General features: G+C 57.5%; 16 protein-coding genes. 1 reads left to right on the plus strand and 15 read right to left on the minus strand.

Features of this window, described 5'->3' with window-relative positions:
• Positions 1-70: 70 nt before the first annotated feature.
• From rplP to rpsL, 14 genes are all read right to left on the minus strand, one after another.
• Complete coding sequence (gene rplP / locus ACTRWK_RS03180) at positions 71-484, minus strand: 50S ribosomal protein L16 (RefSeq protein WP_005849828.1); 414 nt, start codon at positions 482-484, stop codon at positions 71-73.
• Positions 485-497: 13 nt separating this feature from the next.
• Positions 498-1,205 carry a 30S ribosomal protein S3 gene (gene rpsC, locus ACTRWK_RS03185; protein WP_005849830.1) on the minus strand — a complete coding sequence of 236 codons (708 nt, stop codon included), beginning with the start codon at positions 1,203-1,205 and terminating at the stop codon, positions 498-500.
• A complete protein-coding gene (gene rplV, locus ACTRWK_RS03190) occupies positions 1,205-1,585 on the minus strand; it encodes a 50S ribosomal protein L22 (protein WP_005849831.1) in 381 nt (126 codons plus the stop codon). Before rplV ends, rpsC begins: the two co-directional genes overlap by 1 nt.
• A gap of 3 nt (positions 1,586-1,588) precedes the next feature.
• A complete protein-coding gene (gene rpsS, locus ACTRWK_RS03195) occupies positions 1,589-1,867 on the minus strand; it encodes a 30S ribosomal protein S19 (protein WP_005849833.1) in 279 nt (92 codons plus the stop codon).
• Positions 1,868-1,870: 3 nt separating this feature from the next.
• Entirely contained in the window at positions 1,871-2,713 is an 843-nt protein-coding gene (gene rplB, locus ACTRWK_RS03200) for a 50S ribosomal protein L2 (protein ID WP_005849835.1), read from the minus strand.
• A gap of 272 nt (positions 2,714-2,985) precedes the next feature.
• Entirely contained in the window at positions 2,986-3,861 is an 876-nt protein-coding gene (locus ACTRWK_RS03205) for a DUF1206 domain-containing protein (protein WP_288960218.1), read from the minus strand.
• A 204-nt stretch (positions 3,862-4,065) separates the two neighbouring features.
• A complete protein-coding gene (locus ACTRWK_RS03210; protein WP_005849839.1) occupies positions 4,066-4,362 on the minus strand; it encodes a 50S ribosomal protein L23 in 297 nt (98 codons plus the stop codon).
• Positions 4,359-4,976 carry a 50S ribosomal protein L4 gene (gene rplD, locus ACTRWK_RS03215; RefSeq protein WP_009825301.1) on the minus strand — a complete coding sequence of 206 codons (618 nt, stop codon included), beginning with the start codon at positions 4,974-4,976 and terminating at the stop codon, positions 4,359-4,361. Before rplD ends, ACTRWK_RS03210 begins: the two co-directional genes overlap by 4 nt.
• On the minus strand, positions 4,973-5,815 hold the full coding sequence (gene rplC, locus ACTRWK_RS03220) for a 50S ribosomal protein L3 (RefSeq protein ID WP_005849843.1): 843 nt from the start codon (positions 5,813-5,815) through the stop codon (positions 4,973-4,975). The genes rplD and rplC overlap by 4 nt, the downstream gene beginning before the upstream one ends.
• A gap of 18 nt (positions 5,816-5,833) precedes the next feature.
• The gene (rpsJ, locus tag ACTRWK_RS03225) at positions 5,834-6,151 is read right to left on the minus strand and encodes a 30S ribosomal protein S10 (RefSeq protein WP_005849850.1); all 318 of its coding nucleotides are present in this window, start codon (positions 6,149-6,151) and stop codon (positions 5,834-5,836) included.
• 318 nt (positions 6,152-6,469) lie between these two features.
• Positions 6,470-7,645: an elongation factor Tu gene (gene tuf / locus ACTRWK_RS03230; protein WP_005849852.1), complete on the minus strand. Its 1,176-nt coding sequence runs from the start codon at positions 7,643-7,645 to the stop codon at positions 6,470-6,472.
• A 104-nt stretch (positions 7,646-7,749) separates the two neighbouring features.
• Positions 7,750-9,876 (minus strand): elongation factor G, encoded by a 2,127-nt coding sequence (gene fusA / locus ACTRWK_RS03235; RefSeq protein ID WP_037941636.1) that lies wholly within the window; start codon positions 9,874-9,876, stop codon positions 7,750-7,752.
• A gap of 83 nt (positions 9,877-9,959) precedes the next feature.
• Positions 9,960-10,430 (minus strand): 30S ribosomal protein S7, encoded by a 471-nt coding sequence (gene rpsG, locus ACTRWK_RS03240; RefSeq protein ID WP_005849857.1) that lies wholly within the window; start codon positions 10,428-10,430, stop codon positions 9,960-9,962.
• 176 nt (positions 10,431-10,606) lie between these two features.
• Positions 10,607-10,978, minus strand: coding sequence for a 30S ribosomal protein S12 (rpsL, locus tag ACTRWK_RS03245; protein ID WP_005849863.1), 372 nt, complete (start codon positions 10,976-10,978; stop codon positions 10,607-10,609).
• Between the two features lie 404 nt (positions 10,979-11,382).
• On the opposite strand from rpsL, the gene ACTRWK_RS03250 reads away from it, so the two are divergent.
• A complete protein-coding gene (locus tag ACTRWK_RS03250; protein ID WP_289084201.1) occupies positions 11,383-12,189 on the plus strand; it encodes a putative rhamnosyl transferase in 807 nt (268 codons plus the stop codon).
• Here the strand turns inward: ACTRWK_RS03250 and ACTRWK_RS03255 are convergent.
• The gene (locus ACTRWK_RS03255; protein ID WP_289084200.1) at positions 12,186-13,064 is read right to left on the minus strand and encodes a DMT family transporter; all 879 of its coding nucleotides are present in this window, start codon (positions 13,062-13,064) and stop codon (positions 12,186-12,188) included. The genes ACTRWK_RS03250 and ACTRWK_RS03255 overlap by 4 nt on opposite strands.
• Positions 13,065-13,126: the final 62 nt, after the last annotated feature.

Raw genomic sequence — 13,126 nt, forward strand, 5'->3', positions numbered from 1 at the left:
AAAAGCCCCCGCTGATGTCTCAGCGGGGGCTTTTCTATTCATTCCTCCGACATGTGTCGAAGCGAAGGTCTTACCAATCTTCGCGTACAACGACGCGGGTTTTGATAGGCAGCTTCATCGCGGCAAGACGCAGAGCTTCTTGTGCAACGTCCTCGGCGACACCGTCGATTTCGAACATAACACGGCCTGGCTTGACCTTGCAGACCCAACGATCCACGGAACCTTTACCTTTACCCATACGAACTTCGATGGGCTTTGCGGTGACAGGTACATCCGGGAAAATACGGATCCAGACACGACCTTGACGCTTCATGTGACGCGTCATGGCACGACGAGCAGCTTCGATCTGACGTGCAGTTACACGCTCGGGCTCGAGAGCCTTCAGACCGTAGGTACCAAAGTTCAGGTCAGACCCGCCCTTTGCCACACCTTTGATACGGCCTTTGTGCTGCTTGCGGAATTTAGTACGCTTTGGTTGTAGCATCTTTCATTCCCCCTTAGCGACGACCGCCGGCACCGCGTGGTGCTGGGCCGTCTTGCATTTCTTGTGCCTTGCGGTCACGCGCAGCCGGGTCATGTTCCATGATCTCGCCTTTGAAGATCCAGGTTTTGATCCCGATGATGCCGTAAGCGGTCGACGCTTCAACATGCGCGTAATCGATGTCGGCACGCAGAGTGTGGAGCGGCACGCGGCCTTCACGGTACCATTCGGTACGCGCGATTTCTGCACCACCCAGACGACCAGCAACGTTCACACGGATACCCAGGGCACCCATACGCATGGCGTTCTGTACCGCACGCTTCATGGCGCGACGGAAAGAGACCCGGCGTTCCAGCTGCTGTGCGATGGATTCACCAACAAGGGCTGCGTCCAGCTCTGGCTTGCGCACTTCAACGATGTTGAGGTGCAGGTCAGATTTGGTGATCTTGGCGATTTTCTGACGCAGACCTTCGATGTCTGCACCTTTCTTGCCGATGATCACACCGGGGCGCGCTGTGTGGATCGTGACGCGGCACTTCTTGTGTGGGCGTTCGATGATCACACGGGCGATACCGGCCTGTGCACATTCTTTCTTGATGAAGTCACGGATGGCGAGGTCTTCGAGCAGAAGATCACCATAGTCCTTCGTATCGGCGTACCAGCGGCTGTCCCAGGTGCGGTTGACCTGAAGACGCATACCGATCGGATTTACTTTGTTACCCATCAGGCTTGCTCCTCAACTTGACGCACGACAATCGTGATTTCCGAAAACGGCTTGATGATCTTGCCGAAACGGCCACGCGCACGTGGACGACCACGCTTCATGATCAGGTTCTTGCCGACATATGCTTCGGCAACGACCAGTTCATCCACGTCAAGGTTGTGGTTGTTTTCACCGTTCGCGATGGCGGACTGAAGGCATTTCTTCACGTCCTGTGCGATCCGCTTTTTCGAGAAGGTCAGGTCCGTCAGGGCCTTGTCTACCTTCTTGCCACGGATCATCGCGGCGACGAGGTTCAGTTTCTGCGGGCTTGTGCGAAGCATGCGCAGTTTTGCACGGGCTTCGTTGTCAGCCACGCGGCGGGGATTTTTATCCTTGCTCATGGCTTATTTCCGCTTCGCTTTTTTGTCAGCTGCGTGACCATAATAGGTGCGAGTTGGCGAATACTCACCAAACTTCTGACCGATCATTTCTTCGCTGACGTTTACTGGGATATGCTTGTGACCGTTGTACACGCCGAACGTCAGGCCAACAAACTGTGGCAGGATCGTGGAACGGCGCGACCAGATTTTGATCACTTCGCTGCGACCGCTTTCGCGGGAGGCTTCGGCCTTCTTGAGGACATAAGAGTCAACAAAAGGACCTTTCCATACTGAACGAGACATCTATTAACGCCCCTTCTTCTTGGCGTGGCGCGAGCGTAGGATAAGCTTGCTGGACGCTTTGTTCTTGTTGCGGGTTTTTGCACCCTTTGTGGGCTTGCCCCAAGGCGTAACAGGGTGACGACCACCCGATGTACGGCCTTCACCACCACCGTGAGGGTGGTCGATCGGGTTCATAACAACACCACGTACCGAAGGGCGGATACCCTTGTGACGCATGCGGCCCGCTTTACCGTAGTTCTGGTTGGAGTTGTCAGGGTTGGACACGGCACCAACGGTGGCCATGCATTCCTGACGCACCAGACGCAGTTCGCCCGAGGACAAACGGATCTGAGCGTATCCACCATCACGGCCTACGAACTGTGCGTAGGTACCGGCGGCGCGTGCGATCTGGCCGCCTTTGCCTGGCTTCATTTCGATGTTGTGAACGATTGTACCGATTGGCATGCCCGAAAATGGCATAGCGTTCCCAGGCTTGATGTCGGCCTTGGCCGAGGAAATCACCTTGTCGCCAACAGCGATACGCTGTGGGGCCAGGATGTAAGCCTGTTCGCCGTCTTCGTACTGGATCAGTGCGATGAATGCGGTCCGGTTAGGGTCATATTCGATGCGAGCGACAACCGCGGACATGTCCAGCTTGTTGCGCTTGAAATCGACGATACGGTAAAGGCGCTTTGCCCCACCGCCTGTGCGACGCATTGTGATCCGTCCGGTGTTGTTCCGACCGCCAGATTTGGTCAAACCCTGTGTAAGGGATTTGACCGGGCGGCCTTTCCAAAGCTCCGAACGGTCGATCAGTACCAGCCCACGCTGGCCTGGCGTCGTCGGTTTGTACGACTTGAGTGCCATGTTCTCTGTCTTCCGTTTTGCTTGTCCCCGGCCCCGTCGTGCTGGTGCCGAGATGGTTGTAGGGCCCCGAAGGTCCCCAATTTGAAATGCCGGACAAAGAACCCCTTTGCCCAACCTCGCGCATGGCTAGAACTCACCAATGCGCAAAACGACACAGCCCCGGACGAATCCGGGGCACTGCCGATGGGGTCGTTTAGGGGAGGATCAGCCGAGGGTCAAGGGAGCGTTCGGGAATAGTCTCGAAAACCCGACGTAGACCTACGCGGTGCCCGTCAGGACGCCATTGCCTTGACCTTGCGCGCGACGCTTTCAACCGACGGGTCGGCAGCCTTCGGTACAATACGGTAGACCGCATTCACAAAGCAGAACAGCGAAAACATCAGCAATCCGGCACAGAGAAGCCCAACCAGCACCCGCCCGTAGGCCTGCTGGTGCAACCACTCAAACGCCGCATCGATGCCGCCTGCACTCGACGCATTGGCACTTATCGCGGCATAGGCGATCAAACCGCCGATGATCAGCACCACCACGCCCTGCGCAGCCACGCCGATACGCAATAGCGGGTTCCAATGCAGGGTAAAGTGGTTGGCCTCCAGATGCTCGCGATACGACTGCGACGCTGCTTTGTAGAAATAGTAGAACCCCGTGCCCATCGTCGCCAGACCGATCCCGCCCACGACCCACACGCCCGCTGTGGTCTGCAGGAACTGGTTCAGCAGCTCCTTGCTGCTAGAGCCAGACGACGCCACCCCCAGCACCGTCACAGCCAGCGCACCGATGGCACCGTGGATCAGGCCTGTGACCAGCATCCCGAACCGCGCAACGATGCCCTTGGCACCGCTGCCATATGCCTCAAGGTCCCAAAAGCTATCAACCGCGCGCCAGATCGCATAGGCGAACATGCCCGTGGCGATCGCGAAGATCACTGCAAACCCCGTCGCGCCGTCTAATGACTGCAGCGTCGACTTGGTGCCCTCGGCCTGACCGCCAGATACAACGGACCAGAGCGACAGCCCGGCCACGACAAGGTAAACCAATCCGCGCCCGGCATACCCCGTCCGCATGATCGGCACGGCCCAGGCGAAATCGTCGGGGTCATTATGGGACAGGATCTCTGATCGGGTGGACTGGACGGAGTTGATCGACATAGTGGCGCTATCCCTTCGGGCAAAGCTGGCCACCATTCAGCGGGGCCATTCCTTTGACGTGATGTGCAAGGTCAACGCACCGTAGGTCGGCAGGTTCCCGCGCGACATGCGCAGCGGGTATCATCCAGGCACCACCGCCTTGAAAACGGAAAAGGCCCCCCGCCTTGCAGCGAGGGGCCCTTTAACTTTTACGTCCAGGCTGACTTACAGACCGGTGGATACGTCGATGGAATTACCTTCTTCGAGCGTAACGTAAGCCTTCTTCACGTCTTTCCGGCGACCCATCTGGCCACGGAAACGCTTTGCCTTGCCTTTGGTGATGGTCGTGTTCACGGCCTTCACCTTGACACCAAAGAGAGCCTCAACAGCTTCTTTGATCATTGGCTTGTTGCTGTCGATCGCAACTTCGAAAACGACTGCATTGTGCTCGGAAGCCATTGTCGCTTTTTCAGTGATGATCGGCTTGCGGATCACATCGTAATGTTCGTGCTTGGCGCTCATTTCAAACGGGCCTCCAGTGCTTCGATCCCCGCTTTGGTGATCACGAGAGTGTCACGCTTGAGGATGTCATAGACGTTTGCACCCATCGTCGGCAGGATATCCAGACCTTCGATGTTGCGCGCGGCTTGCAAGAAGTTCTCATTTACCGAGGCACCGTCGATGATCAACGCGCGCTTCCAGCCCAGGTTCTTAACCTGTTTGGCCAAAGCAGCTGTTTTCCCATCGGATGTGGCATCGTCGATGATGACCAGGTTGCCGGTTTTTGCCTTGGAAGACAAAGCGTGGCGCAGACCCAGTTTGCGGAACTTCTTGGTCAGGTCGTGGCCGTGGCTACGAGGGGTTGGACCCTTGTAGATACCACCCGAACGGAAGATCGGTGCAGAACGTGCGCCGTGGCGTGCGCCGCCGGTGCCTTTCTGACGATAGATCTTCTTGGTCGAATAGCTGACCTCGGACCGTGTCTTGACCTTGTGCGTACCCTGCTGCGCGTTGTTACGCTGCCAGCGGACAACACGGTGCAGAATGTCGGCGCGTGGCTCAAGACCGAACAGGGCCTCGTCCAAGTCTACCGAACCGGCTGCGCCGCCGTCGAGTTTGATGACATCAAGTTTCATTCGTCACCTTCCTTCTTGTCCGACTCAATGGATGCTTCGGCTTCGGCAAGTGCGGCAGCTTCGGTCGCTGCTTGCTCTTCTGCCAAGCGTGCTGCTTCTGCTTCGGCCTCTGCAGCGGCTGCTGCGGCGGCTTCTTCAGCGGCTTTCGCGGCTTCGTCAGCGGCGGATTTCAAAGCGGCAGGCAGGATCGCGTCTGCTGGGAACGGCTTTTTCACCGCGTCCTTAACAGTCACCCAACCACCTTTGGAGCCTGGTACGGCGCCTTTGACCATGATCAGACCACGTGCGCTGTCGGTTTTGACAACTTCGAGGTTCTGCGTGGTAACACGGGCAGCACCCATGTGACCGGCCATTTTCTTGCCTTTGAAAACCTTGCCTGGATCCTGACACTGACCTGTCGAACCGTGCGAACGGTGAGAGATCGAAACACCGTGTGTCGCACGCAGACCGCCAAAGTTGTGGCGTTTCATCGCACCGGCAAAACCTTTACCGATGGAGGTGCCTGCAACGTCAACATACTGACCAGCAAAGTAGTGATCGGCGATGATTTCTTCGCCAACGTTCAACATGGCTTCGGGGTCCACACGGAACTCCGCAACCTTACGCTTGGGTTCAACCTTTGCCGCAGCAAAGTGACCACGCATGGCCTGCGACGTCCGCTTGGCCTTGGCTGTACCTGCACCAAGCTGAACAGCTGTGTAGCCGTCCTTCTCGGGGGTACGCTGAGCCACAACCTGCAGTTTGTCGAGCTGAAGAACGGTCACAGGGATCTGCTTACCGTCTTCCATGAACAAACGGGTCATGCCCATCTTTTTTGCAATAACGCCTGAGCGCAACATATTATTACCCTCCTACGCTTATGACTGCAGCTTGATCTCGACGTCCACACCAGCGGCCAGGTCGAGCTTCATCAGCGCGTCCACGGTCTGGGGGGTCGGATCAACGATATCCAGCAGACGCTTGTGCGTGCGGATTTCGAACTGGTCACGGGATTTCTTGTCAACGTGTGGGCCACGCAGAACTGTAAATTTTTCGATCTTGTTCGGCAGCGGGATTGGGCCGCGAACAGATGCACCGGTACGCTTGGCGGTGTTAACGATTTCCTGTGTGGACGCATCCAGCACGCGGTAATCGAACGCCTTCAAACGGATGCGGATATTTTGGCTTTGTGCCATATGTCATCATCCCTCATTGGGAGTAGAAACGAAGAGGAAGAGACGCCTCATCACGGCCCTTCATTGCGTTTTGTCGTAAATCAAACGGGGCGCGTAAAAACGCACCCCGCTGAGACTTGCGCTCTATAGGTCGAGTCGCGCCATGTGGCAAGGGGGGAATCCGAGGTTTCGCTCGAATCCGCCCAGTACGACCGCCATCCGCGATCAAAACAATCGTGTCATAGCCAGCACCGCCGCCCCCACACAACGAAAAAGGCCGCCCCGATTGGGAGCGGCCTTCGTCTTGTCGCCGGTGCGCGGGATGACCCGCGGGTTGGCTTACTCGGTGATTTTGGAAACCACGCCCGCGCCAACGGTACGACCGCCTTCGCGGATCGCGAAGCGCAGACCGTCTTCCATCGCGATGGGGGCGATCAGTTCCACGTCGAACTGCAGGTTGTCGCCAGGCATAACCATTTCAGTGCCTTCTGGCAGCTGAACGGTACCGGTGACGTCTGTGGTCCGGAAGTAGAACTGTGGACGGTAGTTCGCGAAGAACGGCGTGTGACGGCCACCCTCTTCCTTGGTGAGGATATAGGCTTCGGCTGTGAACTTGGTGTGCGGCTTAACCGAACCTGGCTTACACAGAACCTGACCACGCTCAACGCCTTCACGGTCGATACCGCGCAGCAGGGCGCCGATGTTGTCGCCAGCTTCCCCACGGTCCAGCAGTTTGCGGAACATTTCAACGCCGGTACATGTGGTTTTCTTGGTGTCGCGGATGCCGACGATTTCAATTTCGTCGCCAACGTTGATCACGCCACGCTCAACACGGCCGGTCACAACTGTACCACGACCGGAGATCGAGAAGACGTCTTCCACAGGCATCAGGAACGGCTGGTCAACAGCGCGCTCTGGTGTCGGGATGTAGTTGTCGACTTCTTCCATCAGCTTGCGGATGGAGTTCTCGCCGATGTTCTCGTCACGGCCTTCCATCGCCGCCAGAGCGGAACCTGGGATCACAGGGATGTCGTCGCCTGGGTAGTCGTAGGAAGACAGCAGTTCGCGGATTTCCATTTCAACCAGTTCCAGCAGCTCTTCATCGTCCACCTGGTCTACTTTGTTCATGTAGACAACCATGGCGGGAATGCCGACCTGACGGCCCAGCAGGATGTGCTCGCGGGTCTGTGGCATGGGGCCATCAGCTGCGTTCACAACCAGGATCGCGCCGTCCATCTGCGCCGCACCGGTGATCATGTTTTTCACATAGTCAGCGTGGCCTGGGCAGTCGACGTGGGCGTAGTGACGGCCTTCGGTCTCATACTCAACGTGTGCGGTCGAGATGGTGATGCCGCGTGCTTTTTCTTCGGGCGCGCCGTCAATCTGGTCATAGGCGCGGAAGTCGCCGAAGTACTTGGTGATCGCCGCGGTCAACGTGGTTTTGCCGTGGTCAACGTGACCAATGGTACCGATGTTAACGTGTGGTTTATTACGTTCAAACTTTGCCTTAGCCATGGTGGCCTCCTTGGTTTTCAAATTGGGCGGTGGGTTGAACACCCACCCTACGGTTTGGGTAGGGCGGGGTTATCCCCGCCGTCCCAGTTATTGCAACGCGCCAGTTACGCGAATTTCGCTTGGATCTCGTCAGAGATGTTCTGCGGAACAGGTTCGTAGTGCGAGAACTGCATGGTGAAGTTCGCACGACCCGACGACATCGAACGCAGCGTGTTGATGTAGCCGAACATGTTGGCCAGCGGCACCTGTGCGTCGATCGCGATTGCGTTCCCGCGTGTGTCCTGACCCTGAACCTGACCGCGACGCGATGTCAGATCGCCGATGATCCCGCCTGTGTAGTCCTCAGGAGTGATAACTTCGACTTTCATGATCGGTTCGAGCAGTTTCGCACCAGCTTTACGCATGCCTTCGCGCATACCCATACGGGCCGCGATTTCAAACGCCAGAACGCTGGAGTCAACGTCGTGGAATTTACCGTCGATCAGAGCAACCTTGAAGTCGATGACCGGGAAGCCTGCCAAAGGACCGGAGTCCATGACCGAGTTGATCCCTTTTTCGACGCCCGGGATGTATTCTTTCGGAACGGCACCACCAACGATGCGGCTTTCGAAGGAATAGCCTTCGCCTGGCTCGGTTGGCATCAGGATCATCTTCACCTCAGCGAACTGACCGGAACCACCGGACTGTTTCTTGTGGGTGTAGGTGATTTCTGCTTCGCGCGAGATGGTCTCGCGGTAGGCAACCTGAGGCGCACCGATGTTCGCTTCAACTTTGAATTCACGACGCAGACGGTCCACCAGAATGTCGAGGTGAAGTTCGCCCATGCCCTTCATGATGGTCTGACCGGATTCCAGATCCGTTTCAACGCGGAAGGAGGGATCTTCTGCAGCCAGACGCGCCAGACCGGTGGACATCTTCTCTTGGTCAGCCTTGGTTTTAGGCTCAACCGCGATTTCGATAACCGGATCTGGGAAGGTCATTGTTTCAAGAACAACAGGGTCGTTGACGGCGCAAAGCGTGTCACCGGTTGTTGTGTCTTTCAGACCTGCCAGCGCGATGATGTCGCCCGCGAACGCTTCTTGAATCTCTTCACGATCGTTGGAGTGCATCATCATCATACGACCGACGCGCTCTTTCTTACCTTTGGTGGAGTTCAAGAGCGTGTCGCCCTTGTTCAGCACACCGGAGTAGATGCGGGTAAAGGTCAGCGAGCCAACAAAGGGGTCGTTCATGATTTTGAACGCCAGACCGGAGAAGGCCATGTCGTCATCCGCACGGCGTGGGATGTTACGTGTCTCTGTCTCGTCGCCTGGTTTGAAGCCCATGTAGTCAACAACGTCCATCGGGGATGGCAGATAGTCGATAACAGCGTTCAACAGAGGCTGAACACCTTTGTTTTTGAACGCGGAGCCGCAGAGTACGGGGATGAACTTGATCGCCAGTGTCCCTTTACGGATCAGACCGCGCAGGGTGTCGACGTCAGGCTCTGCGCCGTCCATCAGGTAGTTTTCCATGGCTTCGTCATCCATCTCGACCGCAGTCTCGATCAGATGCGCGCGCCATTCGTCGGCCAGGTCTTTCAACTCGGCACGGATTTCGCGTTGTTCCCAGCTCGCGCCAAGATCTTCACCGGCCCAGACCCATTCTTTCATGGTGACCAGATCGATCATGCCTTCCAGCTCGGTTTCGGCACCGATCGGAATTTGGATCGGCGCAGGTGTCGCACCGGTACGGTCTTTGATCATCTTCACGCAGTTGAAGAAGTCAGCGCCGATTTTGTCCATTTTGTTGACGAAAACGATGCGCGGAACCTTGTAGCGGTCCGCTTGGCGCCAAACGGTTTCGGTCTGGGGCTCAACACCGGCGTTGGCGTCAAGAACAGCAACGGCGCCGTCAAGAACGGCCAGCGAACGTTCAACTTCGATGGTGAAGTCAACGTGGCCGGGGGTGTCGATGATGTTCATCCGGTACTTGGTGTCGGATGTCGCGTCGGCTGTTGGCTCTTCCTGGCGCTGCCAGAAAGTTGTCGTCGCAGCGGAAGTAATTGTAATACCGCGTTCCTGCTCCTGCTCCATCCAGTCCATCGTGGCGGCACCGTCGTGCACTTCGCCGATGTTGTGGGACTTACCAGTGTAAAACAGGATCCGTTCGGAGCAGGTTGTTTTGCCTGCGTCGATGTGGGCCATGATGCCGAAATTGCGGTAGCGTGAGAGCGGATAGTCGCGTGCCATTGGGCTGCTTCCTCGAATATATCTGAAACGGATAAATCGCGCCCCGGGGTGGGACGCGACGGGAACGGCTTATGCCGCCCGAATTACCAGCGGTAGTGGCTGAACGCTTTGTTCGCGTCGGCCATCTTGTGGGTGTCTTCGCGCTTCTTAACAGCAGTACCGCGCGATTGAACAGCGTCCAGAAGCTCACCTGCTAGGCGCTCTTCCATGGTGTTCTCGTTGCGGGCGCGGGACGCTTTGATCAACCAGCGGATCGCCAGTGCTTCGCGACGCTCGGGGCGCACTTCGACAGGAACCTGATACGTGGCACCACCAACGCGGCGCGAACGCACTTCGACGGACGGCTTGATGTTGTCCAGCGCTTCGTGGAAGACTTCGATGGGCGCGCGTTTGATTTTGTCTTCAACACGGTTCATCGCGTTGTAAACGATACGCTCCGCAACCGACTTCTTACCGTCGATCATCAGGTTGTTCATGAATTTGGTGAGAACCAGATCACCGTACTTGGCGTCTGGCAGTACTTCGCGTTTTTCAGCGGCGTGACGACGTGACATTTAAAGCTCCTAATTGTCAGTTGCCGAGGCAGGTTTGGTCCAGTGCGTCTGGTGCATATTGCACCCCGATCGTCCGGCGCTCAGTCTTACTCGGCTCACTCCCTTACGGGAAAACATGGCGGGCGGCGGGATCCGGCATCGTGTATCCGCGATACGCGACCCCAAACCGACCCAAATTACTTTGGCTTCTTTGCACCATATTTGGAGCGACGCTGCTTACGGTCTTTAACGCCTTGCGTATCAAGAACACCGCGCAGGATGTGATAGCGCACACCGGGAAGGTCTTTTACACGGCCGCCGCGGATCAGAACAACGGAGTGTTCTTGCAGGTTGTGCGATTCACCCGGGATGTAGCTGATGACTTCGAAACCGTTGGTCAGGCGCACTTTGGCAACCTTACGCATGGCCGAGTTCGGCTTCTTAGGTGTGGTGGTGTAAACACGTGTACAAACGCCGCGCTTTTGCGGGCATTCTTGCAGGTGCATGGATTTCGAACGTTTGATTTTAGGCTGGCGCGGTTTGCGGATCAGCTGTTGGATCGTTGGCATTCCGGTTTTATCCCCGTTTAGCTCACATAAGTGGTGCAGCGGGGCGGACCCCAGTGCGGTTTCAAATTCGGTCACTTCGCACGTCCACGAAGCCTATCTTTCGCCCTACACCACTGGCGCAAAGCAAAATCACCGCAGCGTTCCCGTACCGAGGAAAACGAAGCGGTGGGGTAACAGAGGATCGAGTCAGCAGTAGACCGGATCGTGACCACAGTAGATATGATGTCGGCAAAGCAGGGCGACCCCCGCATCCGAGATAAGGGGCGTATAGGCAGAGTCGTCCACGCTGTCAACAGCCCCCGCCCCCAAGCCGCCCATGGCACGCCAAACGGGTATTCCGCCTTGCAAGATACCCCGGCTACCGCGCATATTTATGCCACATTATTCGGACAGGGCGGATCACGATGCAGGTACTTGGGCTATGCCGCTTTTCCTATCCGGCGCTTGGCGGGTTTCAGGTCGGGCATGACACCACCGCTGATCGTATCGCCTACCTTTATGATCCCGCGCGGCTTGAGGAAAGGTTCCGCCTGTTCGAAACCGTCGCCCTGCCCTGCCTGATGGCGCAAACAGACCCGGATTTCGAGATGATCGTGCTGGTCGGCGATCGCTTTCCCCCTGTCCATCTGGAACGGCTCACGGCCCTGCTCGCCCCCCTGCCCCAAGCGCGGATTGTGGTAGAGCCGCCACGCCCGCACCGCGAGGTGATGAAGGAAATTCTGAACAAGGCCCGCCACGCGCGCTCTGAACCCTGTGTGCAATTCCGCTTTGATGACGACGACGCAATTGCGGTCGATTTCGTGGCCAAGTTGCGTAAAGCTGTTGATGACGCCGCCCCGCTACTGGTCCAGCACAAATCCGTCGCGCTTGACTGGAACAAGGGCTACGTGGCCGAGTTCGGCGCGGATGGTATCACGGCGACCCCGTCGTTCCGGCCGTTCTACACCGCGGCGTTGGCCATGTTCGTGAACGCGGGGTGTCCGCTTACGATCATGAACTTTGCCCATGACAAGCTGCCCCGCTTTATGCCAGCGCTGAGCTTTCCCGACCCTGCGATGTATGTCCGCGGCCACAATGGATTTAACGATTCACGCCAAAAGAATGCACGGGCGGTCGACCTATCCCCACTCAGCACCGAGGAAGAGAGCCTGTTCAAGGACCGCTTTGCCATCGACATCGACACTGTGCGCCGCGTCTTTGCCAAGGGTTAAAGCGGCGGCAACGGGCGGGTGGTGATGCGTTCACGGTAGAGCGTGAACAGCCCCGTCGCAGCGACGATAGATGCCCCAGCGAGCGTTGACGGCACCGGCCAGTCGCCGAACACCAACCACCCGAGAATAAGCGCCCAGATCAGCCCCGTATAGCGGAACGGCGCGATGAACGATACGTCGCCCACCCGCATCGTCTGCACGCTGAAATAATACCCCATCAGCACAAAGACCGCGGCCGCCGTAATGGCGACCCAATGCGCGGAAGAGACCGGAGCCCACGGCGTGGTGAACTGCGCGAAGGTCGAAAACCCCGTCACGGCCAGCACAGCGGCGAAGGTCACGGTCATCGACGGCACCTCTTTCGACAGGCGGCGGGTGCTGAGGTCGCGCACGGTGACAAAGAACACCGCGATCAGCGCGTAGATCGACCAGATGTTGAAGCCCTCGGTGCCCGGCTTGACGATCAGCATCACGCCGAAGAACCCCACAAGGATCGCAGAGAAGCGCCGCCAGCCGACCTTTTCGCGATAGACCAGCGCCGCGCCCAAAGTCACCGTCAGCGGCAGGGATTGCAGAATGGCGCTGAGGTTCGCCAAGGGCATATTGAACAAGGCGGTCACGAAGAAAAAGCTCGCCCCGACTTCGGCACCAGACCGAATTGCGACCAGCTTCCAATCGCGCCGGTTAAGACGCAGATGCATCGGGCCGAGCCGCCCCCACAGCATAACGATCAACGAGATAGAGATCACACCGCGCAAGAACAGCAGCTGGAACAAGGGCACGGCCCCGCCCGTCGTCTTGGTCATCGTGTCGTTCAACACAAAGGCCGCCATAGAGCCCATCATGAAAAGTGCTCCGGCAAGGTTTGGCGACATCGGGTGGCTTTCCGTTTGTTAGGTTGACTTATCATTGGCGCAAGCCGCGGTGGAAAACCAGC

The organism is Sulfitobacter sp. G5_S2_6_S6 (assembly GCF_054968505.1).